Origin of the sequence: Halomonas sp. GFAJ-1 (genome assembly GCA_002966495.1) — a bacterium.
In the GTDB taxonomy this organism is placed as follows: domain Bacteria; phylum Pseudomonadota; class Gammaproteobacteria; order Pseudomonadales; family Halomonadaceae; genus Vreelandella.
Genome location: CP016490.1, coordinates 279395 through 303519, shown reverse-complemented (window position 1 = coordinate 303519; position 24125 = coordinate 279395). Strand labels below are relative to the sequence as shown.

Here is a 24125-nt window from a genome sequence, read left to right as displayed (position 1 = left end):
TTCGGTGCTGTTGCCGTTGGAGCTGTCGTCGATGACGCGTTTAGAAACAAGCCATACTGACGACGCACATGTGGTGCTTGGTAAGCTGACCAGCCCTCACGGGATTAAAGGTTGGCTAAAGGTGTACTCCTATACCAGCCCCATGGACAGCATTTTGCAATACCCCGAATGGTGGGTGCGCCAGGGTGAAACCTTGACGAAGATGACCATTGTTCAGGGGCGTCGGCAGGGCAAAGGCTTAGTGGTTCAGCTTAAGGGCATTGATGACCGAACGGCGGCGGAAGCGCTGGCGCAAACGGATGTTCTAATGCCGAAAGAAGCGCTACCTACGCTTCCCGACGACGAATATTACTGGCATGAGCTTGAAGGCCTAACGGTTTTTACTCAGTCAGGCGAACGGTTAGGGCAGGTCAGCTACCTGTTTGAAACCGGCGCCAACGATGTCATGGTGGTGCGTGGTGATAACGACGCGATCGACAAGCGCGAGCGTCTGTTACCTTTTTTGCCCGATGATGTGATTGTTGAAATCAGCCCGGAAAATGGCCGTATGGTTGTTAACTGGGATCCCGAGTTCTGAAAATAGGTTTGAAAACTGCGTTGAATAAACCGACTTCGAATGAGCTTACGGCAACTGATTCATCAGCCCTTGCATCAAACAGTGAAAAAGAGGCAGAGCGAGTGCCTGCAATGTGGATCGGCGTGGTGTCGTTGTTTCCCGAAATGTTCGATGCTATTACCCAACAAGGCGTGGTAGGTCGAGCAGTAGAGAAGCAGCGTATTGCCCTGGAGTTTTGGAATCCACGCGATTATGCCACTGACCGCCACCGCAGCGTGGACGACCGCCCTTATGGCGGCGGCCCCGGAATGCTGATGAAGGTAGACACTCTGCGTGCTGCTATCTTCGATGCTCGCCAGCGAGCAGAACAGGCGACCGGTCAAACGCCAACCGTGATTTACCTTTCGCCCCAAGGGCGCAAGTTGGATCAGCAGGGCGTGCAGTTGCTCGCTTCAGCAGGCCCTTTAGTGGTCGTTGCGGGCCGCTACGAAGGCATTGACGAGCGCGTGGTGGAGAGTGACATCGATGAAGAGTGGTCAATTGGCGATTATGTGCTGAGCGGTGGTGAACTGCCTGCCATGGTGCTAATTGATGCAGCGGCAAGGCTGGTGCCCGGTGTGTTGGGCCACCAGGATTCCGCTATCGAAGACTCGTTTAATGACGGCTTGTTAGACTGCCCGCACTATACCCGTCCTGATGTCATCGACGGGCGCCAAGTGCCTGAGGTGCTGCTGAGTGGTAACCATGCAGCTATCAAGCGGTGGCGTGCAAAGCAGTCGTTGGGACGTACCTGGCAGCGTCGTCCTGATTTACTGGCAGGGCGCACTCTTAACGCCGAGCAGCAGGCGCTGCTAGACGAGTTTATCGAGGAACACGCTTTGCCCTCTACGTCGGAAAGCCGCACGTAGACCAAAGCGGCGGTGCAGGACGACAGCAGCCAGCGTGCGTACCTGCGTCACCCATAACGACTCCCGCGAAGCTCGCTTCGAGCGCCGGGATCACGGTTTGCCCCTTCCACAACTGCGTGGCAAGCCATTACGTTATTTAGGAGTATCAAGATGAGCAGCAAGAACAAGGTGATCCAGGCGATCGAATCCGAGCAAATGACCAAAGAGATTCCGGTATTTGCTCCGGGCGACACCATCGTCGTTCAGGTAAAAGTTAAGGAAGGCACCCGCGAGCGTCTGCAGGCGTTTGAAGGTGTGGTCATTGGTAAGCGTAACCGTGGCCTGAACTCCGCGTTCACCGTACGTAAAATTTCTCACGGTGTTGGCGTTGAGCGTACTTTCCAGACCTACAGCCCGCTGGTTGACTCTATTGAAGTCAAGCGTCGTGGTGACGTTCGTCAAGCTAAGCTGTACTACCTGCGCGAGCGCAGCGGCAAGTCGGCGCGTATCAAGGAAAAGCTGGCTTAATCGCCACTTTTTCACGGGCGCTTGGCGCCCGGATACAAGACCCCGTCTCCGCTCTGCGGGGCGGGGTTTTTGTTTGCTGAGCCACTCCCTAGAGACTGTTAGCCTATGAGCGTGATTGATGCTTTTCTAGATGCCCTTTGGCTTGAGCAAGGGGCAAGCGATCATACGCTAGCGGCCTATCGGCACGATTTGACTGCTTGGCAGCAACAACTTGAAAATGAACAGGAGACGCTGTTAACCCCTTCGCCACAACGCTTTGCAGAATGGCTTGAGCGTCGTCGCGAGCAGGGTTACCAGCTGCGCAGCAACGCACGGCTGCTCTCCTCACTGCGTAGTTTTTATCGCTGGGCGCGGTTGTATGGGCATATCGCTAGCGACCCACTGGCTGATGTCACGTTGCCGCCGGTACGGCCAAGCCTGCCCAACACTTTGGAAGAGGACGAGGTTGAGCGACTGCTGCTGGCGCCGGATATCACCACGCCGCTGGGTGTCCGCGACCGCACCATGCTTGAACTGCTGTACGCCTGTGGGCTGCGCGTGTCAGAGCTTGTAGGATTGACCGGCGATGCGGTCAATTTACGCCAAGGAGTTGTACGCGTGCGGGGTAAAGGCGATAAGGATCGCCTAGTGCCTATGGGCGAAGAGGCTGCTGAGTGGTTGGCCCGCTATATGGAAACGACAAGGCCTATGCTCATGCATGACCCCACGCGCCCAGCGCTATTTCCTGGTCGGGCGGACAAGGCCATGACCCGGCAAACGTTTTGGCACCGTATTAAAGCCCACGCCATCACCGCGGGGATTTCAAGGTCGCTGTCACCTCATACGCTGCGTCATGCGTTTGCGACACATTTGTTGAATCATGGGGCCAATTTGCGGGTCGTACAGCTGCTGCTAGGTCATAGTGACTTATCCACAACGCAAATTTACACGCACGTTGCCCAGGCGCGCCTGGAGCACCTGCATGCCGAACACCACCCACGAGGTTGAAGAGATAATGCGCCAACGTAAGACGCTCTTGTTAGGTAAAGCCGCTGCTTTAACACTGCTTGCTCCTTGGGTCGCGGTAGCGGGTAGTTTGTTGCCGGCGCTTGCCAGCGCTGATGTAACGGCCGAGCGGTTAGCCGAAAACCTAAGCGTTAACGGTCAGTCGATGCCGGTGAAGCAGGTCAATGCGACGCCAATGGACGGGATTTACCATGTGCGTCTTGAGAGTGGTGAGTCGTTCTACTCCAATGCGGATGGTAGCCACTTTTTGGTAGGGGACCTCTACCAAAATGGGGATAATGGTTTGGTCAATTTAACCGAGCAGTCGCGTAATCAGGAGCGCGCCGCCGCACTTGCTGCCGTGCCGGACAGCGAGCGAGTGATCTTTCAGGGCATGGGGTCGCCAAAAGCAACGGTCGTGGTGTTTACCGACCCCTCTTGCCCCTATTGTGTGCGGCTACATGAGACCATTCCAGAGCTTAATGAAGAAGGCATTGCCGTCCACTATATGGCGTTCCCCCGTGCAGGCATGGGTAGCGCGGCAGCAACATCGCTAGAGCAAGTGTGGTGCTCGGAAAATCCAAGTGAAGCGATGAATCAGGTAAAGCAGGGCCAGACGCCTTCAAGCTCGGCACGTTGCGATAATCCGGTGAGCGGCCAGTATGATCTAGGGGTAGCGCTAGGGGTGCAGGGCACGCCAGCGATTGTCTTGCCCGATGGGCAGCTGGTTCCTGGGTTTGTGCCCCCCGAACGGCTGGTTGCCATGTTAGGCTTGGAAGATGAATAACGTCACATAGAGTGACGAACGATAACGCTGAGACACTGATCGACATAGCGGCACTTGCGGGTGCCCATCACGAAAGGGGAAGTATTTTGAAACCGGTAAGAGTAGGCATTTGTGGGTTAGGTACAGTCGGCGGCGGTACGTTTAACGTATTAACGCGTAATGCGGACGATATTAGCCGCCGTGCGGGCCGCCCGATTGTCATTGAGCAGGTTGCCCACCGCAGCGTTCATCCCGACTGCGATATTACCGGCATTAATGCCACCTCGGACGTATTCGAGGTGGCCAACAACCCTAACGTGGACGTATTGGTAGAGTTGATTGGCGGCTACGACATCGCGCGTGAGCTGGTGCTAACGGCTATTGCCAACGGTAAGCACGTAGTCACTGCTAACAAAGCGCTGATCGCCGTTCATGGCAACGAAATTTTCCGCGCCGCCCATGAAAAAGGCGTGATTGTCGCGTTTGAAGCCGCTGTGGCGGGCGGTATTCCGGTCATCAAATCCCTGCGTGAAGGCCTCGGCGCTAACCGCATTGAGTGGGTGGCGGGCATTATCAACGGCACCGGTAACTACATTCTTACCCACATGCGCGATGAAGGCCGTGCCTTTGAAGACGTGCTGGCCGAAGCGCAGGCGCTGGGTTACGCCGAATCCGACCCCACCTTTGATGTGGAGGGTATCGATGCGGCGCACAAGCTAACGATTCTGGCCTCGATTGCCTACGGCGTACCGCTGCAGTTTGAAAAAGCCTTCACCGAAGGCATTTCGCGGATTACCGCCGAGGACGTTGAGCAGGCCGATAACCTGGGCTACGTGATTAAGCATTTGGGTATTTCCAAGCGCACCGATCAAGGGCTTGAGCTGCGGGTTCACCCGACGCTGATTCCTAAAGAGCGTCTGCTGGCCAATGTGCACGGTGTTAAAAATGCCATTGCGGTCATGGGCGATGCGGTTGGCCCAACGCTTTACTATGGCGCCGGCGCTGGCGCAGAGCCGACCGCGTCTGCCGTGGTCGCTGACCTGCTCGACGTTGCTCGTGATATCACCACGGACCATCACTATCGGGTGCCTTACCTGGCGTTTAGCGGCATTGATGAAGATGTTAGTCAGCTGCCCATTATGCCGATGGAAGATATCATCACGGCGTACTATCTACGTCTGCTGGCGGTAGATCGCCCCGGTGTGCTGGCGCGTGTGGCAACAATTCTTGCTGAGCAGGGCATCTCTATTGAAGCGCTGATCCAGAAAGAGGCCACCGAAGGTGAGCTGGTGCCGATTATCCTGCTGACCCACCGCACCAAAGAGAAGCAGATGAACGAAGCAATCCGCGAGATTGAATCCATGGCGGACATTGCTGGCCCGGTCACCCGCATTCGCGTTGAAAGCCTGGACGAAGGAGAGTAACCCCATGCGTTATATCAGCACGCGGGGCCAAGCGCCCGCGCTCTCCTTTGAAGAGGTGGTATTAACCGGCATGGCCAGCGACGGCGGCCTTTATGTGCCGGAAACGCTGCCCCAGTTCTCTAAAGAAGAGCTGGCCAGTATGGCCGGTCTCTCTTATGCAGAGATTGCGTTTCGGGTCATGAAGCCGTTTGTAAATGGCGAAATTGACGACGATACTTTCCGCCGCTTGGTGACCGAAGCTTACGCGACGTTCAACCACGACGCCGTGGTGCCGTTAAAGCAGTTGGATGCTAACCACTTTTTGCTAGAGCAGTTCCACGGCCCGACGCTGGCGTTCAAAGATGTTGCGCTGCAGCTACTTGGGCGTCTGCTGGATCACTTCCTGAAAAAGCGCAACGAGCGTGCGGTGATTATGGGTGCGACGTCCGGGGACACCGGATCAGCGGCCATTGAAGGGTGTCGCCACTGCGATAACCTGGATATTTTTATTCTTCACCCGCACAACCGCGTCTCGGAAGTGCAGCGCCGCCAGATGACCTCGGTGCTGGCGAACAACGTGTTTAACATCGCCATTGAAGGTAACTTCGATGACGCTCAGGCAATGGTGAAAGCAAGTTTTGCTAACCAAGACTTCCTGAATGGCACGCGTCTTGTCGCGGTAAATTCGATCAACTGGGCGCGCATTATGGCGCAGATCGTCTACTACGTGGCCGCTGGCGTTGCGTTGGGTGCTCCCCAGCGTGAAGTGAGCTTCTGCGTGCCATCGGCCAATTTCGGCAACGTCTTTGCTGGCTACATGGCGTTCAAGATGGGTCTGCCGGTGAAGCAGTTTATTATTGCTACCAACGCCAACGACATCTTACACCGCACCCTGGCGGCGAACGATTTCTCCAAGAAGGAGCTGGCCGCAACGTTGGCGCCTTCGATGGATATCGTGGTTTCGTCGAACTTTGAGCGGCTGCTGTTTGACGCCTACGACCGCGATGGCTTAGCGGTAGCAGCGCTGCTAGAGCGCTTCCAGCAAGAGCCTACCGCCCTTGCCGATGCGCCGCTGGCGAAGCTGCGCGAGAAATTCGCTAGCTACAGCGTCGATGACGACACGATTCTGGAAGTGATTCGCGAAGCCCACCACCGTACCGGGGAGATTCTTGACCCTCATACGGCCACTGGCTACCGCGCCGCCGAGCGCGCACGGGCTGATACCACGACGCCTGTGATTACGTTAGCCACCGCGCATCCGGCAAAATTTGCTGAAGCCGTGGTTAAAGCGGGCTTCCAGGGCGTGCCACTGCCCACGCATATGAATGACTTGCTGGAGCGTGAAGAGCGCTACACCGTGCTGCAAGCTGAGCTGGGTGCGGTTCAGCAGTTTGTCGCTGACAACCGGCGCTGAGGCCTCATGGCCGACGAGTCAACCCAAACCCAGAATGCGAGCCAACCACGCTTAGAGCCTCGTCCAGTGGACGAGGCTGTCTATGCGCGTGCCCAAGCGGAAGGCTTAAGCGAGCTACAAGCGCGTCTTCTTGCCTCTCGGCTGCCAGGCTACGCGGGCGAACTTGCCCCGCTGGTATCACCCAGCCTGCGCTATTTGGCTCATCCGGAAAAGCTGACCGACGGCCGCCGTGCCGCTGAGCGTATCGCTCAGGCGGTGGCCGAAGGGGAGACTATCGGCATTCTCACTGACTACGATGTGGACGGCATTACCTCCCATGTGGTGATTCGGCGCACCTTGGTGGAGCTGTTTGGCGTACCCGAATACAAATTACATAGCCTAATAGGCCACCGTATTCACGATGGCTATGGCATCAGCCTGCCACTGGTTGAGCGGACACTTAGCTTAACGCCTAGGCCCACGGTAGTGATTACCGCCGACTGCGGCAGCTCGGACGAGCCCCGTATTGCCCGCTTAAAAGCGGCGGGTATTGATGTGGTGGTCAGCGACCACCACGCGTTGCCGTTGGAGGGGCCACCGCCTTCCGCCTACGCCTGCGTTAACCCCACCCGCCTTGACTGCGACTACCCGGATAAAACCATCGCCGGGTGCATGGTGGCGTGGCTTCTAATGTCGCTTGCTCGCGGCGTATTAATTGAGTGGGGAGCACTGCCGGATGCGACGCCGAAGCTGTCGCCGTGGCTCTCTTACGTCGCGCTGGGCACCGTAGCGGACTGTGTTTCGCTGGGCGGCAGTCCTGCTAACCGCGCCGTGGTGAGCCACGGTTTAACGCTGATCAATCGCATGGATGCCGCCTGTTGGCGGGCCATGGCTACCCGGTTAGGTGCCGACAGCGTCCCCTTTAACGCTGAAACCCTAGCCTTCCAAATGGGACCGAGGATTAACGCTCGCTCGCGGCTGGATGACCCCTACGCGGCGCTGCACTTTATGTTGGCGGAGACGGACAGCGTGGCGAATCGTCAGCTAGACGTGCTCGACGAGGATAACCAGTCCCGCAAGGCGATTGAGGCGGATATGGCGGAAGAGGCGCGCACCTTGGCTGTGCCAGCTCTGGATGCTAACGAGCCTGCGGTGGTGGTGCTGCTGGAGGATGGACATCCTGGTGTGCAGGGCATCGTCGCTTCACGGCTAGTGCAGGCCTATGGCCGCCCCGCGCTGGTGCTTACCCGCGCGGCGGCGCCCAATATGTTGACCGGCTCTGGTCGTTCGATTGATGGCCTGCACTTGCGGGATGCTCTGCAACGCACCTTTGAGTTGGCTCCTGAGGCGCTGCCGCGTTTTGGTGGCCACAGTGGCGCGGCAGGCGTGGGTGTGCCGAGGGAGCAGCTAGCTGCTTTTAAGGCTGCGTTTTTACAGGCGGTGAGCGAGCAGTTAGGCGATACGCCGCTCTATCCACGGCTGTGGACCGACGGTGAGCTTTCTACAGACCAACTGTCACTGGTAACGCTTAACGAGGTCGAAGCCCTTGGGCCTTACGGGCGAGAGTTCGATCCGCCCCTGTTTGAAGGGCGCTTTATTGTTGAAGCGCTACGCCCGGTGGGGGCCGAAGGGTCGCACCTAATGCTTGAGCTTTCCATGGGTGCGGTAACCAGCAAAGCGATCTGGTTTCGAGCGCTAACGCCAGGTGAACTGCCTTCGTTTAGCGTGGGGGATACGCTGCACTGTGCCTATAAGCTCAACCGCAATCGTTGGCGGGGACGTGAAACATTGCAGTTGATGGTGGAGCACGCTAGCCCGATTTAGTGCTCTCCGCTATCCTCGCGCCCTTGGCCATTTAAACGGCCGCTCGAATATTCCCAAAAAGGACGCGTGAATGCGTATGGAAGACTTTCCTAAAGATCCTCATAAGCCCTATGAGGATATTATGGCGATGCTGCTCGGCACGTTTTTTGTTGCCCTTGGGGTGGCGTTTTACACTCAGGCGGTACTCATCACCGGCAGTACAGCAGGCTTGGCGCTTCTGTTGAACTATGTAACCGGATGGGGGTTTGGGGTCTGGTTTTTCGCGATTAATCTGCCGTTTTACTATCTGGCGGTGAAACGTATGGGGTGGAGCTTTACGCTGCGCACCTTTCTAGCGATTGGCTTGGTGTCGCTATTTTCCGAGCTAACCCAGGGCTGGGTACAGTTTGCCAGCGTGCCTTCACTCTACGCAGCTTTGATGGGTGGGGCGCTGATGGGGATTGGCATGCTAATGCTGTTTCGCCACCGCACCAGCCTGGGCGGGATTAATATTCTGGCGCTCTACCTGCAGGAAAAGCACGGCCTGCGGGCAGGCTACGTGCAGCTGGGTATTGATGGGATGATTCTGCTGGTGGCGCTGACCCAGCTACCGCTAGACCGAGTGGGCTACTCGGTGCTGGGTGCGCTTACGTTGAATTTAATTATTGCCCTGAATCATAAGCCCGGGCGCTATATTGGGGTTAGTTAAGCCAGAACCACCAAATAATGAGGCCAATCAGGCCGATCCCTATCAAGTTGATCAATAGGCTCATAAGCCCTCCTGTTGGGCGGGTGTCCAAAGCCTTAAGCGGTTGGCGTTACTGACCACTGTGATGGACGACAGTGACATCGCAATGCCAGCAATGATGGGCGACAACAGCATGCCGGTGAAGGGGTAAAGCACGCCTGCGGCTATTGGGATGCACAGCACGTTATAGCCAAAGGCGCCGACTAAGTTTTGCTTGATATTGGTAAGCGTCGACCGGCTTAACTCAATGGCGGTGGCCACACCGTGAAGCGAGCCGCGCATCAGGGTAATTCCCGCACTCTCCATGGCGATATCGGTACCCTGGCCGATGGCAAAGCCCACGTTCGCACGGGCTAGCGCTGGGGCGTCGTTAATGCCGTCGCCTACCATGCCCACAACTTCCCCAGCCTGCTGGCGACGCTCAATTTCTGCGTGCTTGTCATCCGGCGTCATGCCTGCTTTGAACTCGCTGATGCCCACTTCCCGGGCCACGGCGGCGGCGGTGTGTTCATTATCGCCGGTGAGCATCACGACGGTTAAACCATCATCCTGCAAGCGTTTTACCGCCGCTGCCGCGTCTTCACGTAGTGGGTCGCTTACCCCAAACAGCGCGGCAAGCTCGCCGTTCACCGCAAGGTACACCAGCGAGCGGGCTTTGGCTTCCAACTGGCGAACGCTCTGTTCAGCGGGTGAGAGACTCACACCCGCCGCTTCTAACAAGCGGGCATTCCCCAGAAGCAGGGTATCGCCTGCTTGGCTGGCTCCCTTTACACCGCCCCCGGTGACGCTCTCAAAGGCTGTGAGTACATCGGCATGGGCGTGCTGCTCTTCGGCGTAGGCCGTTAGGGCATTGGCTAGGGGATGTTCCGAGCGGCTTTCCAATGCCATTACCCAGGCCAGCACTTGAGCAGCGTCGTTGTGAAGCATCGTGGCATCAGTAACGCGGGGTTTGCCCTCAGTGAGCGTACCGGTTTTATCGACCACGAGAGTGGTTAGGCGACTGGCGGTCTGCAGCGCTTCGCCGGTGCGCACCAATACGCCGTTTTCAGCCGCTTTGCCCACGCCAATCATGGTAGAGATGGGGGTTGCCAGCCCCAGGGCGCAGGGGCAGGCAATAATGAGTACGGTGGTGGCAGTGACCAACATATGAATGACGACCGGTGCGGGGCCAAGGTTGTACCAGGCTAGCGCCGTTAGCACCGCAATGATCATGACGCTTGGAACAAAAATGCCCGATATCTTATCGGCTAGCTCGCCAATAGGGGGGCGGGAGTTTTGCGCGCTGGCCACTTGTTCGGTGATTCGCCCCAAACGGGTATCGCTGCCCACCCGGGTGGCACGAAAGACCAAGCTGCCGTTGCCGTTAACCGTCCCTGCGCTAATCTCGTCACCATTAGATTTATGCACGGGCAGCGGCTCACCGGTGAGCATGGACTCGTCGATATAGCTTTGGCCCTCAAGCACGATGCCATCCACTGGCAGCCGCTCACCGGGGCGTACGCGAACATGATCATCCAGAACCACCTCTTCAATAGGCACTTCCTGCTCTTTGCCATTGCGAATCACTCGGGCGGTTTTTTCCTGCAGGTCGAGCAAGCGTTTTAAGGCACTGCTGGTGCGTCCGCGGGCGCGAAGCTCGAGGGCATTACCTAACAGAATAAGCCCGATAATCATGGCTGACGCTTCAAAATAGATGCCGTGGGCTACCTCCGGCAGCCAAGGTGCAAACAGCACCACCGCCATAGAATAGAGCCAAGCGGTGCCAGTGCCCATGGCTACGAGCGTGTCCATATTGGCTTGGTGGTGCTTAAACTGTTTCCAGGCGTTGGTAAAAAAGTGCCGCCCTGGAAAGGCCAGAATGGCTAGGGTGAGTAAACCCACCACTAACCAATAAATACGCCCAACACCCATGGGGTGGGGGTGGTAGACAAACATGCTTAGCATCAGCGGTATGGCAAGGGCAAGCGACAGCGCGCTGCCCCGTAGGCGTTGACGGTAGGTAATGGCTTCTTGAGCTTCGCGGGTGCGCTCGGCCTCGCGCATATCCACAATGGGTTCGGCGCTATAGCCTGCTGCCGCTACGGCCTCAATCAGTGTATCGCGTTCAGCACTTCCCGAGACCTGGGCGGTGTGGGTGCCAAAACTCACCGAGGCTGCAGTGACGCCAGGGGTGTTAATAAGCGCCTTCTCAACGCTTTTTACGCAGCCAGCACAGGTCATGCCGCTAATCAGCAGGCGCTGTTGTGGGGTATTGGCGGCAGGGCCTTCAACCGCCTTGCCAGGGCTCGGTGCCTGCCCACTAGGTGCCGCAGTTTCAACGGGGAGTTCGCCGTGCGGGTAACCTGCTTCACTCAGCACGCTATCCAGGGTGTCGCCATCCAGCAGGCTGGTAACCTCTAAACGTTTTTCTTCGGGAAACCCTGTCACGTCGGCACTTGCGTCCTGGGCTTGAATAGCCTCACGCATACGCTTAACACAGCCCTGGCAGTTCATGCCCGGCACGGTGCGGGTTAGCGTTTGTGGCTGCACGGTTTTGCGCTGCATGGTGCCTCCTCAGGAAAGCTTTCAATTAATCGGCATAGGCTGTGGCCGTCTGGCGTGCCATCGGGCATCTCCTGCCAGCTTTCCAGCGCCTGTTCCATACGCTGGGCAAGTGCCTCTAGTTCGGTAATGCGCGCGCGAATTTGCGGCAAACGGTTCGCGAGCAGATCGCGTACCAGCGGGCAGGGGGAGTCGCCTTGGTCAGCGTGGGCCAAAATGTCGCGGATTTCCGCTACGCTAAAACCGAGCTTGCGCGCCCGCTGAATAAATTGCAGGCGCTCAGCATCGGTGCCGGAATAGAGCTGGTAGCCATTGTCAGGGTGGCGCGTTGGCGCCAAGAGGCCTTCACGAGTGTAGTGACGCACTGTTTCAGCGGTAACGCCACCGCGCTTGGCTAGCTCGCCAACTTTTATTGTGGCTGTTTGCATAACTTCCCCCGCTTCCATAAATTAAGCTGATTCAGTTTAAAACCTATGGGTAACCCATAGGTCAAGCGACGTTCGAACACTCAGCCAATAGGACTAAAACACTGATTTAAAACAGTCGTGCGACTAATGTATAAGTAAAAAACAAAATAAAACGCTCGTTTGCCCTTGAACCAAACCCTGCATTGGGCGAAAACTAACACGTAAGAACAACGAGGGTGGATGGCACTATCCACTGGATCATTGGGAAGAGAGGCCCACTATGTATAATAACTTTAAAAAGCTCACTCTGACGGCTGCAATCGCAGCGGTAGCATTTGCCAGCCAAGCGAACGCAGGCGGGTACCAAATCAACGAACAGAGCGTCAGTGGTCAGGGGTATGGGCACGCAGGCCGTAGCTCCAACGTTAACGATGCCACCATCGTATTTGGCAATCCAGCGGGCATGTCATTTCTCGATCGTGCCCAAATCACTGCGGGTGGAACCTATCTAAATGTCAACTCTGATATAGACAACCCTACCTCTAGCCGCTTTCTGGAAACGCCAGGGGGCTCGCTGCCATTAGGTTCGGCGGGAGGGAGTAATGACGGCGATATGGTGCCGGGAACGTTAATTCCCTTTGCATTTTATGCACAACCCGTTAACGAACAGCTGGCGTTTGGTTTTGGGGTTTATGCTCCTTTTGGCTCGAAAACCGACTATGAAGATGGTTTTATGGGACGTAACCAAGGTAACTACACTGAAGTTAGAGTTATCTCGGCCCAGCCAACGGTGTCTTATCGCTTCAATGAGCAGTGGGGCGTAGGCGTTGGTTTAACCTATAACCGTGTGGATGGAGAGTTGCACCGCCAAGTACCCGTGGCTGTTGGACAAGCGCCTGATGGCTCTCCAATTATCACTGAAGTAGATTCGCGGGTTGAGGGTGACGATGAAGCCTGGGGTTATAATCTCGGGGTGATTTATCAGCCGGTGCCAGAAACGACCTTTGGTTTAACTTATCGCTCAAAGGTTGATTACACACTTGAGGGTGACTTCACGGCAAGTTCTCCTGTGCTGGATCAGTTAGGCCTAGGCACTATTACGGATGATGCCTCTTTAGACTTAACTACACCTGAAACGGTTAACTTCTCTCTTACCCAGCAGATGAGTGATGACCTCAAACTCATGTTTGGTGCTTCCTGGGCACGCTGGAGTCGCTTTGACAAGATTCTCGTGAGTGGCGTAGAGCGTGATGTAATTACTAACGAGCAGCAGAACTACTCAAATGCTTGGGCTTTTTCAACCGGTGGTGAGTATCAGCTAACGCCTGCACTAGCTCTTCGTGCGGGTGTTACGCTGGATTTCACGCCAACCCAGGATGCCACCCGTAGTGTGCGCATTCCTTCAGATGACCGTCGTATCTTTTCCATTGGCGCAGGCTGGAGCCCAACACCTGATCTTACGTTAGACTTTGCCTACTCTTACTTGACAGAGCGCGGCACCCAAGTTGAGCAAACTAAAACCGATAGTTTTACGGTAGCTGGTCAACAAACACCGCCTATTACCTCTAACTATTCCGGTGACTACAAAAACGAAGCCCATGGTTTCGGTGCTCAGCTTACCTACCGCTTCTAACGGATAGCGCGTTAACACTTATTGATCGACTATCGTTAGTCACTGACCCGGCCTCGGCCGGGTTTTTGCTTTCAGCCGGGAATTTGTACAGAGTGACCATCCACGCGGGGTGGGTGCGGTAAGCGCTAGGTTTCGTTACAATGCGCCTTAGAATTTCGCCGCTGGGCTGGCGGGTGCTAACGTTTAACGTAATAGCGCGCAGTCGGCCCAGCGGCGCCTGTCTCTTTTGAACCGTGCACTACTGACCAAGGCAAGGGCGTCCATGTTGGAAACTAACCCGATTCATAACCAGATCAAGGACCTGTCTGAGCGGACAGACGTTCTTAGGGGGTATCTTTGACTATGCCGAGCGTAAAGATCGGCTAGAAGAAGTTTCCCGCGAGCTTGAAGACCCCAACGTTTGGAACGACCCGGACTACGCCCAGAAGCTGGGCAAAGAGCGTGCTTCCCTTGAAGCCATTGTGGCGACTATTGACGAACTCGATCAGGGCTTGGCTGATAGCCGCGACCTGCTAGAACTGGCCGAAATGGAAGAGGACGAAGGCACCGTTGAGGAAGTTCGTAGCGAACTTGATGGCCTGCAAGGCGCGCTAGAAAAGCTTGAGTTTCGCCGCATGTTTTCCGGTGAAATGGACGAGAACAACGCCTATCTGGATGTTCAGTCAGGCTCTGGCGGTACCGAAGCGCAAGACTGGGCGAACATCTTGCTGCGCATGTACCTGCGTTGGGCAGAGAGCCACGGCTTTAAAGCAGAGATTATTGAAATTTCCGCAGGTGAAGTGGCAGGTATTAAATCTGCGTCGATCCACATTCAGGGTGATTACGCCTTTGGCTGGCTGCGTACTGAAACCGGCGTTCACCGTTTAGTGCGTAAAAGCCCGTTTGACTCCGGTGGCCGTCGCCATACCTCCTTTGCGTCGGTGTTTTTGTCACCAGAAATCGACGACAGCTTTGAAGTTGAAATTAATCCTTCCGACCTGCGCGTGGACACCTATCGCTCTAGTGGTGCCGGTGGCCAGCACGTTAACACCACCGACTCTGCAGTGCGGATCACCCACGAGCCCACGGGTATTGTGGTGGCGTGCCAGAATCAGCGCAGCCAGCACGCCAACCGCGACTTCGCCATGAAGCAGTTAAAAGCGAAGCTGTGGGAGCACGAAATGCAGAAGCGCAATGTGGCCAAGCAGGAAGCAGAAGACTCCAAAGCTGATATCGGCTGGGGTAGCCAAATTCGCTCTTATGTATTGGACGATCAGCGTATCAAAGACCTGCGCACCGGCGTTCAGTCCAGCAACTGCGACAAAGTGCTCGATGGTGATTTAGACCAGTTTATCGTCGCTAGCCTGAAGCAGGGTTTGTAATTTTTTAGCGTTTGAACATGAATAGGGTGCCCGATGGCTAACCAAGACGCGTCTTCTCTCGATAACGAAAACCACCTGATCGCCGAGCGCCGAGCCAAACTCGCGGCCCACCGTGAGCGCACGGCCGAGCAGGGTAAGAGCGCTTTCCCGAATGATTTCCGCCGCGACAGCTTAACCGTTGAGCTGCAAAACCTGCTGGGCGACAAGGATAAGGCAGAGCTGGAAACGCTTGACCACCACGCCTCGGTGGCGGGTCGTGTTATGCGTAAACGCGGCCCCTTTATCGTGATTCAGGATGTGGCTGGTCAGATTCAGCTCTACGTGGATAAAAAGGGCCTGCCGGAAGACGTGCTTGAGGATATCAAAGGCTGGGATATCGGCGATATCGTCGCTGCCCGTGGCCCGGTGCATAAATCGGGTAAGGGCGATCTCTACGTGATGATGAAAGAGACGCAGCTGCTTACAAAGAGCCTGCGCCCGCTGCCCGATAAGTTCCACGGCCTGACCGACCAAGAGGCGCGCTACCGCCAGCGCTATGTGGATCTGATTATGAATCCGCAGTCGCGTAAAGTGTTTGAGACGCGGGCGGCGGTCATCAGCTCCATGCGACGCTTCTTTGAAGCCCGTGGCTTTATGGAAGTGGAAACGCCAATGCTCCAGCCGATTCCTGGCGGCGCGGCGGCGCGGCCGTTTATCACTCACCACAACGCGCTAGATATTGATATGTATCTGCGTATTGCCCCGGAGCTTTATCTTAAGCGGCTAGTCGTGGGCGGCTTCGAGAAAGTGTTCGAGATCAACCGTAATTTCCGTAACGAAGGGCTCTCCACACGGCATAATCCTGAGTTCACCATGGTCGAGTTTTATTGGGCCTACGCGGACTACCGTGACTTGCTCGACATGACCGAAGCCATGCTGCGCACCGCCGCCGAAGAAGTGCTGGGTACCACGACGCTGAGCTATCAAGGCGCCAGCTACGACTTTGGCCAGCCTTTCCATCGCCTGACGTTGCGCCAAGCGATTCTTGATCATGGCGACGGTATCACCAATGCGGATCTCGATACGTTGGAAGCCGCGCGGACAGTGGCTGAAAAGCTGGGTATCAAGGTGAAAGAGAGCTGGGGCCTAGGCAAAATCCAGACCGAAATCTTCGAAGAGGTGGCCGAGCACAAGTTGGACCAGCCGACGTTTATCACTGAATATCCAGCAGAAGTCAGCCCGCTGGCGCGGCGCAACGATGCCAATCCGTTCGTTACCGACCGTTTTGAGTTTTTCGTGGGTGGTCGAGAGATCGCTAACGGCTTCTCGGAGCTTAACGACGCCGAAGACCAGGCGGAGCGTTTCCGCGAGCAAGCAGCGGAAAAAGACGCTGGCGACCTGGAGGCGATGTACTACGATGCGGACTACGTGCGCGCGCTTGAGTACGGCATGCCTCCGACAGCAGGTGAAGGCATTGGTATTGACCGTTTGGTGATGCTGTTTACCGACAGCCCATCCATTCGTGATGTACTGCTGTTCCCGGCAATGCGCCCCGAAGTAGATTAAATCCAGCTAACTGTCCGGTGACGGACGAAAAGTTGGTAAGGACGCGTTTTAGCGCCCATAATGGTCAACGTTTCGACGGCGAGGAGAATCCCATGAAACTGCTAAATCGCTCTGCCCTGAGCGTCAGGCCGACCCAGACCTTCGTGGACTGGATCAATGCGCTCGAACCCACCATGGGAGACGACGACCTGACCCTGGACGACGTCGAACGTGAAAGCACGGTGTATCTTATTCCTGAAATGGATACCCCTGAAGCGCTGGAGACCTTTGTTCGCGAACGCCACGTAGAAATCCTGGAGACCGAGCTGCGCGCTTGGGAAGAGGATGAGCGTCAGTGGCCAGAGAAACTCGATTGGTCGCTGTTTCAGGACTTCTTGCGCGTTGAGCACAGTTATTTGGCGATTGACCTGGACGACGAAACCGCCCTGGAGATCTCCGAGGTTGAAGATGCGCTGCTACTCGACAACGAACAAGATTAGCGTGCTATTATTTTTAGCGTAAGCGCATCGTAAAACCGGCTTCGGCCGGTTTTACTGTTTTAAGGGGGCTGTTTAGGAACTGACAACCATGCGACTGTTTGAATCCCGCCCAGGTGACGACGGCCTGCCAGGGCCAGAGCGCGCGTTGGCGGTATTAGCGCTGGTCACCGGCACGCTGATGGCGGTGGTGGATACCACCATGATCAACTTAGCGCTGCCGACCATTGCCGCTGACCTTAACGTGCCTGCTTCCAGAGCTGTATGGATCACCAATTTATTCCAGGTCGTGTGTGCGGCATTCCTGCTAGTGTTTGCCGGTATCAGTGAGCTGATTACCCGCAGGCGGCTCTACCTGTTTGGCTTAGCGACCTTTGTGGTGGCCGCTCTGGGGGCGGCGCTATCGCGTAACTTAGAAACGTTGCTGGTGTTTCGCGCCCTGCAAGGGTTAGGGGCCGCGGCCACGCTCTCGATTGGGCCTTCGCTGTATCGAGCGATCTTTCCATCGCGTCTGCTGGGCAGTGCGCTTGGCCTGAGTGCTTTAGTCGTTGCCGGTGGCTACGCGGCGGGCCCTACCCTCAGTGGTGTGATTCTCTCCTTTGCCGACTGGCCGTGGCTGTTTGCCCTAAATGTGCCGCTGGGGGTCTGCTCGCTGTGGCTTGCCAGCCGGGCGTTGCCACGGGACAAGCCGCGCCAGGGCAGTTTTGACATCCAGGGCGCGTGTTTCTCCATACTGATGCTGGCCAGCTTTTTTATTGCCATGGACGCCGTTGGTCATGCCGCGCCGCTGTGGCAAAGCGGCGGCTGGGCACTGCTGGCCGTCACGGCCTGTGCGCTGTTTATCCGTCGCCAGCGCCGTGCCCCTTTCCCTTTGTTGCCACTGAGCGTATTCGCGGAGAAGCGCTTTACACTCGCGGTCTCGGCGTCGGGTTTGGCGTTTATTGGCCAGGGATTAACTTTTGTGGCGCTGTCGTTCCTGTATCAGGAGCAGATGGGCTTCTCGCCGCTGGAAACTGCATGGCTATTCACCCCCTGGCCGCTGGCCATTATGGTGGTAGGACCGCTGGCAGGGCGCTTGGCCGACCGGATTAATCCCAGTCTGCTCTCTAGCACTGGGCTCGTACTGCTGATTATTGGGTTGGTGGCGCTGGCGCTGGTGGATGAGACTAGCGGCGTGGCTGATAGCCTGTGGCGCACGGCGCTCTGTGGCATTGGCTTTGGGCTATTCCAGCCGCCGAACAATCGAGAGATGATGGGTAGCCTGCCGCCTGCGCGCAGTGCCAACGTCTCCGGCGTGATGAGTACTACCCGTACCGTTGGGCAGTCGTTTGGGGTGGCGCTAGTGGGGGCTGCACTGGCCCTTGGCCTGCCTGTGCAGGTTACGCTTTGGTTGGGAGCGGGCACCACGCTGCTAGCACTGGTGGCAAGCCTTTCACGGGTAAGCCTCGCTCAGCGTGCCCTTGTTGAGCGTCGGGCATCGTCTGTTGGTAAGTAAGGGCGTACAATAGGGCGGTTGCTGATTGAAGGAGAGCCCCCATGGCGATGCAGACACAAATAGAGCAGAAGTTAGCGGCGTTAACCCCAGACGTGCTGCACGTAGAGAATGAAAGCCATATGCATAACGTGCCAGCGAACGCCGAAACTCACTTTAAAGTGACCCTGGTGAGCGATAGCTTCGATGGCATGATGCCGGTGAAGCGCCATCAGCAAATTTACGCCCTGTTGGCTGATGAGCTAACTGGCCCGGTGCACGCGTTGGCGCTGCATCTGTACACGCCCAAAGAGTGGCAGGCACGGGGCGGCGAGCGCCCGGATTCTCCCAACTGCCGCGGCGGCGGCCAGTGACCCCTGAGGTTATTCGCAGGCAGTATCTTGACGCCATGGGCATCACTGCCTGGGCGTCACGTTATGAACTGCCTAACGCGCTGCCTACCCAAGCCTGCGAGTGGGAAGACGCCCCTGCGTCTCAGCCCCCTCGCGAGCGCTTGCATGCCTTGCTGGATGACGCCCCCGCAACCCCGCGCCCGCGCAGCCAAACACCGTCTGCTGCAACCCCTTCCTCGGTGCCCTCAGGGGCTGCATCGCCGTCGGCCGTGCGCGCACTGCTAGGCCAGGAGGCGCCTGCCGTTGCCCCAGAAGTGGAAGCACCCGCCGAGCCTGCGGCAAGCATTACGCCGATTCAGCAGGCACAGCCGCTTGAATTCAGCCTCTCCTGTGTGTGTCTCGGTGGACGCTGGCTGGCGATTTGTGAGGGTGAGCTTGGGCCCAGCGAGCAGCAGTTGTTGGCCAACATGCTGCGGGCAGCAGGCGTGCTAAACGGCGCGCTGCCAGCGGTCATCTATTTTAAATGGCCGCCAATGGCCACCGTGTTTACGCCGGAAGAGCCGCTAGAAGAAGCCCGGGATGGTGTGGCTGCTTTTATAGCCGGTGCCGCCAGTCGGCAAGGCTGGCAGCTAGAGCACGTGCTGTGGTGGGGAGCTGATTCAGTAGCCGATGACGCACCCTTGGTGCAGGTCATGGCGGTTAATCAGGATAAGAGTCATACCTTGGGGCTGCCGGTATGGCAGGGGCCCGCTTTAGCGACGCTTACCCAGAGTGGCAATGCTAAGCGTGCGCTATGGCCTAAGCTAGTCGCGCTAGCTGATCAGTGGCGAAGCTCAGCGCCGTGATTAGTCCGCTGACCCCCTCACATGCTGCTTTGCTCCACGCCCTTGAAGCCGAGGCCTATAGCGGTGCAAGCCCGCAGCAGCTTAGCGATGCGCTCAGCGATACGACATCACAAGTAGTAGGGTTTTGGCAGCAAAATGGACTCATGGGCTACGCCATGGTGGCACGCCTACCCTTTGATGCTGAACTGCAGGCCATTGCTGTATTGCCTGCATGCCAAGGGCAGGGGATTGGAAGGCAACTGCTTGGGGAGGTGATCGCGTGTGCTGAGCAGTGGCAAAGCGAACGGCTATTGCTTGAGGTGCGGGCAAGTAACCAGCCTGCCATCCGACTGTATCAGCAGCATGGTTTTAGCGAAGATGGCCGCCGCCGACATTACTACCCGGCAGTGCAAGGGGCTACCGGGCGAGAAGATGCACTCTTAATGTCGCGGCCCTGCTAAAGCGCGTTGCTATCAGGCATTGTCGTCCATGCCATCAAATTTGCTAAGCACGCCCTGTAAGCGGCGCTCCCACTCTTCACGCTCCTGTTTTAACTGAGCGTTTTCGCTACGCAGCTCTTCGTTTTCCAGTTTCATCATTTCCAGCGCTTCGACGGTGTCGGTGACTTTCTGCTCTAGCTGGTTAAACAATTCAAGGCTCATGCCTACCTCCAGTAAATAGCGGCGGGGGGTGTCCGCCGTTAAGGGAATAAAATAGCCAATCAATCGGGCGAGCGTAACGCCGTGGCAGGGCGGCGGCAAGCGCTTTACGCTGGCTGGCGATAATAGAGCCTTGCAGTACTCTCGCCAGCGCGGGTTTCACGGTGTAGCTGCCAGTTAGCAGGCACCTCTGGCGTCAGTGTCTGCTCGGTTTCCAGATAGATGGTGGCTTCCTGTGCTAGCCAACCCCCCGCTTCCAGTGCTGCGCAGCAGGGGGCAGCAAGCCCCTGATGAAACGGCGGGTCTAAAAAGACAACGTCCGCAGGCTGGCCCAGTGAGCCAAGAAACGTCAGCGCATCGGCGGTGACGACCTCGCCTTGAGGCGCCCCAAGGGATGCTAGGTTGTCGCGGATTAACGTGGCCACCTGCGCATCGCGCTCGACAAAGATAACCTGGGAAGCTCCCCGGGAGAGCGCCTCAATTCCCAGCGCGCCCGTGCCCGCAAATAAGTCCAGCACCTGTGTGCCATAGAGCTGTTGGCCGAGCCAATTAAACAGCGTTTCGCGCACGCGGTCTGGCGTGGGCCTTAAGCCAGGATGGTCGAGCACGGGAAGCTGGCGGCGGCGAAAATCACCGCCGATAATACGCAGCTTGCCCATGGGCTTTGCGTCAGCGCGTCGGGAAGTAGATGAGTGTGGGGGGCGTTGTCGTTTCATAATGCGGATTGTAGCGGGCTGCTTATCCAAAGTCTTGGTTGGCGGTGGTAGGATGGTCACAATGTTCACTTTTAAGTCGGATGACACCCATGTTTGGTTTTTTCAAGCGTAAGAAAAAGCACGACTCCCAGCAGGAGCAGCAAGAAAATCAACAGCCCTTAGAGCAGCATGATCAGCAAGCGCCGATGGATGCCCCCGCTGAGCCAGATGCTCTAAGTGATGAGCAGCCAACTACTGCAGAAAAACCAGCCCCTACAGAAGCGAGGGTTGAGCCGGTAGCGCCTATCCCGGACGCTGAGCCAGAGCCAGAGCCAGAGCCAGAGCCAGAGCCAGAGCCAGAGCCAGAGCCAGAATCTACACCCGCGCCTAAGCCGGCCTTGCAAGAAAAGCCGGTGGCCGAACAAGGTGACAAAAAGGGTTGGTTTGCCCGCATTAAGTCAGGCCTGGGTAAAACACGTGCCAATCTTACCGACGGCATCGCTGATCTGTTTTTAGGTAAAAAGCAGATAGACGACGAGCTGCTTGAAGACCTAGAGACACAACTGCTCATGGCCGATGTGGGGATTGAGGCCACCAGCGATATTATCGAGCGGCTTGAGGCTCGGGTATCACGCAAAGAGTTAAACAACCCTGAAGCGCTGTATCGCGGTTTGCAGGAGGAGCTGGCGGCTATGCTGTCGCCGGTGGCCACACCCCTTAGCTTTGAAAAAGAGAGTGATGGTCCCTTTGTCATCTTAGTGGTAGGGGTCAATGGGGTGGGTAAAACCACGACCATCGGCAAGCTGACCCAGCGTTTCCAGCGTGAAGGTAAAAGCGTCATGCTGGCCGCGGGCGATACCTTCCGCGCAGCAGCAGTAGAGCAGCTTAAGGTATGGGGCGAACGTAACAGCGTGCCGGTGATTGCCCAGCACACCGGGGCCGATAGCGCTTCGGTGATTTACGATGCAGTGGCGGCGGCAAAAGCGCGCGGTGTGGACGTACTGATTGCCGACACCGCTGGGCGGCTGCACAACAAAAGCCACCTGATGGAAGAACTGAAAAAAGTCCACCGTGTCATGCAGAAGCTAGATACAACAGCCCCTCACGAGGTGATGCTAGTGCTGGATGCGGGTACCGGGCAAAACGCCATTTCCCAGGCCAGCACCTTCAACGAAGCCGTGCCCATCAGCGGTATTACGCTTACCAAGCTGGATGGTACTGCCAAGGGGGGGATTATCTTTGCTTTGGCTAAACAGCTGGAAACGCCGATTCGCTTTATCGGTGTTGGTGAAGGGATAGATGATCTGCGCCCCTTTGATGCCAATGACTTCGTCACAGCGCTGTTTGACCAGCAAGGGGACGATAGTCGCGGATGATCGCTTTTGAACATGTGGGAAAGCGCTATGGAGGGCGCTTTGACGCGCTGGCGCACCTCAACTTTCGCGTTGCGAGAGGAGAAATGGTGTTTCTTACCGGCCACTCCGGTGCAGGTAAAAGCTCGCTGCTACGGCTGATTATGCGCCTTGAAAAGCCCAGCCGTGGTCGTGTGGTAGTGGCTGGGCACGATATCGCCCAGTTACACCCTAGCCAGGTGCCGTTTTATCGTCGACAAATTGGCGTGGTCTTTCAGGATCACCAGCTACTATTCGATCGTAGCGTTTACCACAATGTTTCGCTGCCCCTGGAAATTCAGGGGGTAGAACCCCGTGAAGCGGCGCGGCGGGTACGCGCCGCGCTCGATAAAGTAGGACTTTTACACCGTGAAAAAGCGCTGCCGGTAGAGCTTTCCGGTGGCGAGCAGCAGCGGGTGGGTATTGCCCGTGCAGTGGTCAATAAGCCTGCTTTACTGCTTGCTGACGAACCCACCGGTAACCTGGATCCACAGCTCTCTGCTGACATTATGGCGCTGTTTGAGGATTTCAATCGAATCGGCACGACGGTGATGATCGCCAGCCACGACTTGGCGCTGATCGCCCGGCTGCGTCACCGCATTTTGCGCCTGCGCGATGGGCGATTAATTGCTGACGAGGGGGCCGTATGAAGCGTGCCGTGACACCCCGCACGAAAGGCGCGGCGCCCAAAGGTCAACGTCAAGCGGCGAAGCGGCCCAGTGAGCCGCCTGCTGAGCGGCGCGGCGCGCGTTCACAGCAAACGCGCTTTACCAGTCGGCTTCGTGCATGGGGGCGCCACCACCGGGCCATGGCCTTCGATAGCCTCTACCGGCTGGTGCGCCACCCGGTGGGTAATCTGCTAACGATGCTGGCCATTGCCATTGCCCTGGTGCTGCCCGCCGCCCTGTGGCTCACGCTTGATAGCGCTAAGCTGTTGGATGCGGAGCTAGAAGAGAGCGCCACGTTAACCGTGTACCTGGAAACTGCTGTAGATGCTGCGCAGGCGGCGCGTATTGAGGAGGCGGTTGGCGCAGAAGACGATGTTATGCAAACCCGCTTGATCAGTGCAGAAGAGGGTATGGCGGAGTTTCAACAGTCGCTAGGGTTAGATGACGCCTTGGCCGGGCTTGAAGATAACCCGCTGCCCGCCAGCATTGTGATTTACCCGCAAAGCGTTGACCCCATTGCCATGGATCAATTGGCCCAGCGGCTTGAAACGTTTACTGGGGTGGACGAAGTGCGCCTTGATTTAGCCTGGGTGGAGCGCCTGCGCCACTTGGCTAACCTTGGCCGCCGTGTTGCGCTTGCGCTCGGGGCATTGTTCGGGCTAGGGGTGTTGTTGGTGGTCGGCAATACAATACGGCTCGCTGTTGAGAGCCGTCGGCGGGAAATCGAAGTGGTTATGCTGATTGGCGCCACCCATGCGTTTGTCCGGCGGCCTTTTTTGTACAGTGGCGCCTGGTATGGCTTTGGCGGCGGTTTGTTAGCGTTAGGATTGCTAGGGCTTGGTAACCACTGGCTAGCGATGCCTGTAGCAGCATTGGCGGCAAGCTATGGCGCTAGTTTTGTCTTGCCGCAATTAGACGTGGCGGGGTCTACAATTCTGCTATCTTGCAGTACACTATTGGGCTGGTTAGGCGCATGGCTGGCCGTTACGCGACACCTTTCCAGTATTCGTCCGCGCTAATTACTTTTTAATGG

The 24125-nt window shown here is 57.0% G+C and carries 24 protein-coding genes; 20 read left to right on the top strand and 4 right to left on the bottom strand.

The features are described from left to right. Positions 1-31: 31 nt before the first annotated feature. From BB497_01360 to BB497_01320, 9 genes are all read left to right on the top strand, one after another. A complete protein-coding gene (locus BB497_01360; GenBank protein AVI61449.1) occupies positions 32-577 on the top strand; it encodes a ribosome maturation factor RimM in 546 nt (181 codons plus the stop codon). A 110-nt stretch (positions 578-687) separates the two neighbouring features. Next, positions 688-1464, top strand: a complete 777-nt coding sequence (locus tag BB497_01355; protein AVI61448.1) for a tRNA (guanosine(37)-N1)-methyltransferase TrmD — start codon at positions 688-690, stop codon at positions 1462-1464. Positions 1465-1614: 150 nt separating this feature from the next. Next, the gene (locus BB497_01350; protein ID AVI61447.1) at positions 1615-1971 is read left to right on the top strand and encodes a 50S ribosomal protein L19; all 357 of its coding nucleotides are present in this window, start codon (positions 1615-1617) and stop codon (positions 1969-1971) included. Positions 1972-2076: 105 nt separating this feature from the next. After that, entirely contained in the window at positions 2077-2958 is an 882-nt protein-coding gene (locus BB497_01345) for a site-specific tyrosine recombinase XerD (protein ID AVI61446.1), read from the top strand. Then, positions 2933-3742 (top strand): protein-disulfide isomerase, encoded by an 810-nt coding sequence (locus tag BB497_01340; GenBank protein ID AVI61445.1) that lies wholly within the window; start codon positions 2933-2935, stop codon positions 3740-3742. The genes BB497_01345 and BB497_01340 overlap by 26 nt, the downstream gene beginning before the upstream one ends. Before the next feature lie 86 nt (positions 3743-3828). After that, positions 3829-5145 (top strand): homoserine dehydrogenase, encoded by a 1317-nt coding sequence (locus BB497_01335; protein ID AVI61444.1) that lies wholly within the window; start codon positions 3829-3831, stop codon positions 5143-5145. Positions 5146-5149: 4 nt separating this feature from the next. Beyond that, entirely contained in the window at positions 5150-6538 is a 1389-nt protein-coding gene (locus BB497_01330) for a threonine synthase (GenBank protein ID AVI61443.1), read from the top strand. 6 nt (positions 6539-6544) lie between these two features. Then, a complete protein-coding gene (locus BB497_01325) occupies positions 6545-8341 on the top strand; it encodes a single-stranded DNA exonuclease (protein AVI61442.1) in 1797 nt (598 codons plus the stop codon). A 70-nt stretch (positions 8342-8411) separates the two neighbouring features. Continuing rightward, positions 8412-9029, top strand: coding sequence for a hypothetical protein (locus BB497_01320; GenBank protein AVI61441.1), 618 nt, complete (start codon positions 8412-8414; stop codon positions 9027-9029). A gap of 60 nt (positions 9030-9089) precedes the next feature. Here the strand turns inward: BB497_01320 and BB497_01315 are convergent, their stop codons facing one another. Together BB497_01315 and BB497_01310 are read right to left on the bottom strand one after the other, a co-directional pair. Further along, positions 9090-11612 (bottom strand): copper-translocating P-type ATPase, encoded by a 2523-nt coding sequence (locus tag BB497_01315; GenBank protein AVI61440.1) that lies wholly within the window; start codon positions 11610-11612, stop codon positions 9090-9092. Next, positions 11579-12022 (bottom strand): MerR family transcriptional regulator, encoded by a 444-nt coding sequence (locus tag BB497_01310; protein AVI64223.1) that lies wholly within the window; start codon positions 12020-12022, stop codon positions 11579-11581. Before BB497_01310 ends, BB497_01315 begins: the two co-directional genes overlap by 34 nt. Before the next feature lie 274 nt (positions 12023-12296). On the opposite strand from BB497_01310, the gene BB497_01305 reads away from it, so the two are divergent. The 8 genes from BB497_01305 (at position 12297) to BB497_01270 (ending at position 20140) form a co-directional block, all read left to right on the top strand. Continuing rightward, a complete protein-coding gene (locus BB497_01305; GenBank protein AVI61439.1) occupies positions 12297-13649 on the top strand; it encodes a Long-chain fatty acid transport protein in 1353 nt (450 codons plus the stop codon). Positions 13650-14110: 461 nt separating this feature from the next. Next, the gene (locus tag BB497_01300) at positions 14111-15010 is read left to right on the top strand and encodes a peptide chain release factor 2 (GenBank protein AVI61438.1); all 900 of its coding nucleotides are present in this window, start codon (positions 14111-14113) and stop codon (positions 15008-15010) included. A gap of 33 nt (positions 15011-15043) precedes the next feature. Next, complete coding sequence (locus BB497_01295) at positions 15044-16555, top strand: lysine--tRNA ligase (protein AVI61437.1); 1512 nt, start codon at positions 15044-15046, stop codon at positions 16553-16555. Between the two features lie 92 nt (positions 16556-16647). Then, positions 16648-17034, top strand: coding sequence for a hypothetical protein (locus BB497_01290; GenBank protein AVI61436.1), 387 nt, complete (start codon positions 16648-16650; stop codon positions 17032-17034). Between the two features lie 88 nt (positions 17035-17122). After that, positions 17123-18526, top strand: coding sequence for a transporter (locus tag BB497_01285; protein ID AVI61435.1), 1404 nt, complete (start codon positions 17123-17125; stop codon positions 18524-18526). Between the two features lie 41 nt (positions 18527-18567). Beyond that, positions 18568-18876 (top strand): BolA family transcriptional regulator, encoded by a 309-nt coding sequence (locus tag BB497_01280; protein AVI61434.1) that lies wholly within the window; start codon positions 18568-18570, stop codon positions 18874-18876. Then, positions 18873-19700, top strand: a complete 828-nt coding sequence (locus BB497_01275; protein AVI61433.1) for a hypothetical protein — start codon at positions 18873-18875, stop codon at positions 19698-19700. The genes BB497_01280 and BB497_01275 overlap by 4 nt, the downstream gene beginning before the upstream one ends. Then, positions 19697-20140 (top strand): ribosomal-protein-alanine N-acetyltransferase, encoded by a 444-nt coding sequence (locus BB497_01270; GenBank protein AVI61432.1) that lies wholly within the window; start codon positions 19697-19699, stop codon positions 20138-20140. Before BB497_01275 ends, BB497_01270 begins: the two co-directional genes overlap by 4 nt. Positions 20141-20152: 12 nt before the next feature. On the opposite strand, the gene BB497_01265 is transcribed toward BB497_01270, so the two are convergent. Beyond that, positions 20153-20341, bottom strand: coding sequence for a cell division protein ZapB (locus tag BB497_01265; GenBank protein ID AVI61431.1), 189 nt, complete (start codon positions 20339-20341; stop codon positions 20153-20155). Positions 20342-20445: 104 nt separating this feature from the next. Continuing rightward, positions 20446-21054 carry a 16S rRNA (guanine(966)-N(2))-methyltransferase RsmD gene (locus BB497_01260; protein ID AVI64222.1) on the bottom strand — a complete coding sequence of 203 codons (609 nt, stop codon included), beginning with the start codon at positions 21052-21054 and terminating at the stop codon, positions 20446-20448. 89 nt (positions 21055-21143) lie between these two features. On the opposite strand from BB497_01260, the gene BB497_01255 reads away from it, so the two are divergent. From BB497_01255 to BB497_01245, 3 genes are read left to right on the top strand one after another with little or no spacing between them, the layout of a single operon-like run. Next, a complete protein-coding gene (locus BB497_01255; protein AVI61430.1) occupies positions 21144-22409 on the top strand; it encodes a signal recognition particle-docking protein FtsY in 1266 nt (421 codons plus the stop codon). Continuing rightward, positions 22406-23074, top strand: coding sequence for a cell division ATP-binding protein FtsE (locus BB497_01250; GenBank protein AVI61429.1), 669 nt, complete (start codon positions 22406-22408; stop codon positions 23072-23074). The genes BB497_01255 and BB497_01250 overlap by 4 nt, the downstream gene beginning before the upstream one ends. Beyond that, complete coding sequence (locus BB497_01245) at positions 23071-24111, top strand: cell division protein FtsX (protein AVI61428.1); 1041 nt, start codon at positions 23071-23073, stop codon at positions 24109-24111. Before BB497_01250 ends, BB497_01245 begins: the two co-directional genes overlap by 4 nt. Positions 24112-24125: the final 14 nt, after the last annotated feature.

Coding starts and splice junctions, on each gene's coding strand:
- BB497_01360 (AVI61449.1), top strand. CDS start 32: ATGACGCGTTTAGAAACAAGCCATACTGACGACGCACATGTGGTGCTT.
- BB497_01355 (AVI61448.1), top strand. CDS start 688: ATGTGGATCGGCGTGGTGTCGTTGTTTCCCGAAATGTTCGATGCTATT.
- BB497_01350 (AVI61447.1), top strand. CDS start 1,615: ATGAGCAGCAAGAACAAGGTGATCCAGGCGATCGAATCCGAGCAAATG.
- BB497_01345 (AVI61446.1), top strand. CDS start 2,077: ATGAGCGTGATTGATGCTTTTCTAGATGCCCTTTGGCTTGAGCAAGGG.
- BB497_01340 (AVI61445.1), top strand. CDS start 2,933: ATGCCGAACACCACCCACGAGGTTGAAGAGATAATGCGCCAACGTAAG.
- BB497_01330 (AVI61443.1), top strand. CDS start 5,150: ATGCGTTATATCAGCACGCGGGGCCAAGCGCCCGCGCTCTCCTTTGAA.
- BB497_01325 (AVI61442.1), top strand. CDS start 6,545: ATGGCCGACGAGTCAACCCAAACCCAGAATGCGAGCCAACCACGCTTA.
- BB497_01320 (AVI61441.1), top strand. CDS start 8,412: ATGCGTATGGAAGACTTTCCTAAAGATCCTCATAAGCCCTATGAGGAT.
- BB497_01315 (AVI61440.1), bottom strand. CDS start 11,612: ATGCAGCGCAAAACCGTGCAGCCACAAACGCTAACCCGCACCGTGCCG.
- BB497_01305 (AVI61439.1), top strand. CDS start 12,297: ATGTATAATAACTTTAAAAAGCTCACTCTGACGGCTGCAATCGCAGCG.
- BB497_01295 (AVI61437.1), top strand. CDS start 15,044: ATGGCTAACCAAGACGCGTCTTCTCTCGATAACGAAAACCACCTGATC.
- BB497_01290 (AVI61436.1), top strand. CDS start 16,648: ATGAAACTGCTAAATCGCTCTGCCCTGAGCGTCAGGCCGACCCAGACC.
- BB497_01285 (AVI61435.1), top strand. CDS start 17,123: ATGCGACTGTTTGAATCCCGCCCAGGTGACGACGGCCTGCCAGGGCCA.
- BB497_01280 (AVI61434.1), top strand. CDS start 18,568: ATGGCGATGCAGACACAAATAGAGCAGAAGTTAGCGGCGTTAACCCCA.
- BB497_01265 (AVI61431.1), bottom strand. CDS start 20,341: ATGAGCCTTGAATTGTTTAACCAGCTAGAGCAGAAAGTCACCGACACC.
- BB497_01260 (AVI64222.1), bottom strand. CDS start 21,054: ATGAAACGACAACGCCCCCCACACTCATCTACTTCCCGACGCGCTGAC.
- BB497_01255 (AVI61430.1), top strand. CDS start 21,144: ATGTTTGGTTTTTTCAAGCGTAAGAAAAAGCACGACTCCCAGCAGGAG.
- BB497_01250 (AVI61429.1), top strand. CDS start 22,406: ATGATCGCTTTTGAACATGTGGGAAAGCGCTATGGAGGGCGCTTTGAC.
- BB497_01245 (AVI61428.1), top strand. CDS start 23,071: ATGAAGCGTGCCGTGACACCCCGCACGAAAGGCGCGGCGCCCAAAGGT.